3 protein-coding genes are annotated in these 3,906 nt (G+C 73.5%); 2 read left to right on the forward strand and 1 reads right to left on the reverse strand.

Annotated features, from left to right (window positions below; all coding sequences use genetic code 11):
• Positions 1 to 216 precede the first annotated feature (216 nt).
• A complete protein-coding gene (locus ABYE80_RS18240; RefSeq protein WP_372791726.1) occupies positions 217 to 1,254 on the forward strand; it encodes a peptidoglycan-binding protein in 1,038 nt (345 codons plus the stop codon).
• Positions 1,255 to 1,331: 77 nt separating this feature from the next.
• Here ABYE80_RS18240 and ABYE80_RS18245 read toward each other — a convergent pair whose 3' ends face one another.
• Positions 1,332 to 2,696: a DEAD/DEAH box helicase gene (locus ABYE80_RS18245; protein WP_372791727.1), complete on the reverse strand. Its 1,365-nt coding sequence runs from the start codon at positions 2,694 to 2,696 to the stop codon at positions 1,332 to 1,334.
• A gap of 254 nt (positions 2,697 to 2,950) precedes the next feature.
• Here ABYE80_RS18245 and ABYE80_RS18250 point away from each other — a divergent pair, with 254 nt between their 5' ends.
• Positions 2,951 to 3,781: an AzlC family ABC transporter permease gene (locus tag ABYE80_RS18250; RefSeq protein WP_372791728.1), complete on the forward strand. Its 831-nt coding sequence runs from the start codon at positions 2,951 to 2,953 to the stop codon at positions 3,779 to 3,781.
• The last annotated feature ends 125 nt before the right edge of the window (positions 3,782 to 3,906 follow it).

A 3,906-nucleotide genomic window follows, 5' to 3' on the forward strand; every position in this document is an offset into this window, starting at 1 on the left:
CTCGGCGATGCCCGGACGGCGGATGGGCATGCGCTGGCGGAACCGCTGCACGCAGTGCGCAGACGGCACGATCTCGTGCACCTCTGGGTGCTCGATGTGGGCTGTGCCAACCTGCACCGGACGATCGATCTTCCCGCACGGGACCCGCAGCCCTGCGTTGTGTGAGGCGGCTCACAGACGCGCAACCGGCTCGCCGGGCCAGTGTTGCGATACGCAATGCCGTTTCCCAGTCGTTCCCTGATCACCCTCCCAGCGCTCACGGCGGTCGCCCTCGCCGGGGCACTCGTGCCCTCCTCAGCCGCGGCCGAGTCCTACAACCTCGGCGAGCGCACGCTGACCCCCGGAATGAGCGGACGGGACGTCAAACAGCTCCAGACGTGGCTCGTCCGCCTCGGGCTCCCTGTCGCGCGCGACGGCGACTTCGGGCCGGCCACCGAGGCCGCGGTGCGCCGGTACGAGCGCGAGGAGAAGCTCCCGGAGGACGCCGCCGTCGACCGCGACCAGGCCCGCGAGATGCGCCGTGAGGCCCGGCCCCGGCGGCGCGTCATCTCCTACGCTTCGCGGACGCTGAAGCGCGGACGCACCGGGACGGACGTGCGTGCCCTCCAGCGGCTGCTGATCGACCACGGCGTGCGGGTCTCCCCGGACGGGGACTACGGTCCCGCCACGCTCAAGGCGGTGCGTCGCCTCGAGCGCCGCAAGAAGCTCCGCGTCGACGGCAAGGTGACGCGCACCGAGGCCAGGACCATCCGGCGGTCCGCCCCGGTTCCCGAGGTCACCGGCAAGGCGACCCCTGAGATCCAGCCCCAGCCGGCGGCCTCCACCTTCGCGCCCGGCAGCCGCGTCTTCCCGATCCGCGGGAAGTGGAAGTTCGGCGGCGAGGGCGCGCACTTCCACGATCGCGGTGGTGCGCACCGGGGCGAGGACATCTTCGCCGAGTGCGGGGTACCGCTCGCGGCGGCCGAGGGCGGCAAGGTCGTGTTCGAGGACACCGACAGCCGCGCGGGCCACTACGTCGTCATCCGCGGCGCCGAGTCCGGCGAGGACCACGTGTACATGCATCTCCGCCGCGCCGTGACGCTCAAGAAGGGCGACACGGTGGCGACGGGCGAGCGGTTCGGCGAGGTCGGACGGACCGGGAACGCGTCGGCCTGCCACCTGCACTTCGAGATCTGGACGAAGCCGGGCTGGTACAGGGGCGGCGAGCCGCGCGACCCGATGCCCGACCTCAAGGCCTGGAAGGCCGCCGGCTGAGCGGAGCTACGCGCCGCGCGGCGGCGGGCCGGCCCGGGCCGCGGCCGTAGCGGCCGCGACCGACGGCGAACCCGCCGTCAGCGTGCGCTGCTGCGGCGGCCGCCACCGCTGCGGCGCGAACCGCCGCCGGAGCCCGGACCGAAGCTGCCACCGGAGAACGTCACGCCGCCCTTGGCGGACCCGTTGCCCGAGCCGGCGCCCGAGCGGCCCGCCGAGGAGCCCTTGCGGTTCCGGGAGCTTCCGCCGCCGCTCCGCTGGCCCGAGCCACCGGGGCGCTGGCCGCCGCCGCCCCGCTGGGGCTTCGGCAGGCTCGGCCCGCCGTTGGTGGCGGTGATCCCCGCTCCCGCGAGCTCGCGGTCGAGCCGCAGGTCGCGAGCGATCAGCGAGATGTCCTTGTGCTGGTCGGGGCTGACGAGCGTGATGGCGACGCCGCTGCGGCCCGCGCGGCCCGTGCGGCCGGCGCGGTGGACGTAGGCCTCACGGTCCTCGGGCGCGTCGAAGTTGATGACGTGCGTGACGTCGCGGACGTCGAGGCCGCGAGCGGCGACGTCGGTGGCCACCAGCGTGTCGACGGAGCCCGACTCGAACCGGGCCAGGGCCTTCTCGCGCTGGGACTGCGACTTGTCGCCGTGCATGGCGACGGCGTTCACGCCGCTGTTGCCCAGGCGCTTGACGAGACGGTCCGCCCCGCGCTTGGTCCGGACGAAGACCACGGCGAGACCGCGCTCCTCGTTGTGCAGCGTGTGCACGAGCGAGTCGATCTTGTCGGGGTGCGGCACCGCCATGAAGCGATGCTCGATCTCGGCGCTGCGCTGCGACACCGGGGCCGCGAGCTTGTGCTCGATCGCGTTGGTCGTGAACGAGTCGGCGAACTTGCGCGGCGCGCCGTCCAGCGTGGCGCTGAAGAACAGCATCTGGCGGCTGGACGGGACCTCGCGCAGGATGCGGTCCACGGCGGGCTTGAAGCCCATGTCGAGCATGCGGTCGGCCTCGTCCAGGACGGCGATCTTGACGTGACGGAGGTTGACGTCGCCCCGCTCGAGCAGATCGATGAGACGGCCGGGGGTCGCGACGATGATGTGCGCCTTGGCGGCGCGCTTGGCCTGGGCGACGATGCCGACGCCACCGTAGACGGCGGCGACGGACAGGGCGCGAGCGTGGGCGATCGGCAGGATGTCCTCGACGATCTGGCTCGCGAGCTCGCGCGTCGGGGCGAGGACGACGGCGCTGGCGCGCCGGTCGGTGGCCTCGATCATCTCGACGAGCGGAAGCCCGAAGGCGATGGTCTTGCCCGAGCCGGTCGGCGACTGGACGAGGACGTCCTCGCCGCGCAGCGCGTCGGGGATCACCGCGGCCTGGACCGGGAACGGGCTGGTGATGCCCGCGTCGGACATCGCGCGGATGCAGGTCTCGGACAGGCCGAGATCGGCGAACGTGGTCATATGGGGTACTGCTCCTTCTCCGCGACATCGGTATCGCGGGCGTTTCGGGGGAGGCTGCCTCAGAACCCGAAACGCGCGAAGAGCGCACCTTCAGAACGGAGAACCTCACGGACGACGGCGCCATCCGTGCTTCCACCGTAGCAGCCGGAGCATGAGTTCTCCTGCTCTGCACGGGCACCGGCCATCAGCGACGCTGATCGCGGACGCCAGTGATCGTCGTGGCGCGAAGGCCCTCGCGGTGGCACCCTGCGCAGGTGGCCCTGCTCCAGGACCGGGCGGCCCCCCGCCCGTACGCAACCTCCGCCGTCGACCGCGCGTCGCTGCACGCCGGGCTGCGCGCCGGGGTCCCGTTCGCCCTCGCGGGCTTCCTGCTGTCGCTGTCCTTCGGGGTGCTCGCGCACGACGCGGGCTTCCCCGCGGTGGCCGCGATCACCATGTCGCTGATCGTCTTCGCGGGTTCCGCGCAGTTCGCGGCCGTGTCGATCCTCGCCGCCGGGGGCGGCGTCGGCGCCGCCGTCGGAGCCGCCGCGCTGATGAACGCCCGCTTCCTGCCCATGGGCGTGGCCCTCGCGCCCTCCCTCCCGGGACGTCCCCTCTGGCGCGCCGCGCAGGGCCAGACCGTCGTCGACTCCTCCTGGGCGCTGGCGAACCGTGGCGACGGGAGCTTCGATCGCTGGTTCCTGTTCGGGTGCAGCGGGGTGCAATACGTGACCTGGACGCTCGGCACCGTCGCCGGGGTCTTCGGCGGCGGGGTGATCGGGGACCCGCACGCCCTGGGCCTCGACGCGATCTACCCCGCCTTCTTCCTGGCGATCCTCATCGCCGAGCTCCGCGCCGACCGGGCGGGCGGTGGCCTGGCCCCGCGCGTGGCCGCGGCGGGCGCGCTCGTCGCGCTGGTCCTCGTGCCGCTCACGCCGCCCGGTGTCCCCGTGCTGACCGCCAGCGTCGTCGCCCTCGTCGGTCTGCGGGCCGGCACCGGCACCCCGGACGCGGCGGACATCGCGGTCGGGGAGGACCTGACGCTCGGCCTCCACCCCCCCGGGGCGGACACGCCGGCCGAGCCCGACGCGGGGGGCCCGCGATGACCGGGACGGCGTGGGCGACGATCGCCGGCTGCGCGGTGGTCACGATGATCATCAAGGGCGTGGGTCCCATCGCGTTCGGGGGACGGGACCTCCCTGCTCGGTTCGCGAACGTCGTCGTGCTGCTC

It is taken from the genome of Paraconexibacter sp., from assembly GCF_041602235.1.
Taxonomy (GTDB): domain Bacteria; phylum Actinomycetota; class Thermoleophilia; order Solirubrobacterales; family Solirubrobacteraceae; genus Paraconexibacter.